Raw genomic sequence first — 250 nt, forward strand, 5'->3', positions numbered from 1 at the left:
GACGGACATCGCTGCGATACCCGAGGTACACCCGCAGCAGAACCAGCAGGTCAGCGTGAAGCGATCCCCCCGGCAACCAGCCAGCCGCCTCTTCCCGGTCTGTGGTGCTGAGCGTGACCCGCACCCGACTGCAGCCTTCCGGAGCCGTCTTCCCCAGCACGGGACGTGCAGAAAGCCTCACACGGTTTGCCCGCGCCAGACCGCTGCGTACGCTCACCGGGACACGTATCACCTCATAATCGCTTACCGT

Annotated in this window: 1 protein-coding gene; it reads right to left on the minus strand. The window is 65.2% G+C overall.

The window, feature by feature from the left end:
- Nucleotides 1–250 (minus strand): type VI secretion system baseplate subunit TssG (locus AAIR21_RS28180; protein ID WP_434682883.1); only part of this gene is annotated, 250 nt, incomplete at both ends.

Source organism: Enterobacter sp. PTB, from assembly GCF_051130085.1.
GTDB lineage: Bacteria > Pseudomonadota > Gammaproteobacteria > Enterobacterales > Enterobacteriaceae > Enterobacter > Enterobacter ludwigii.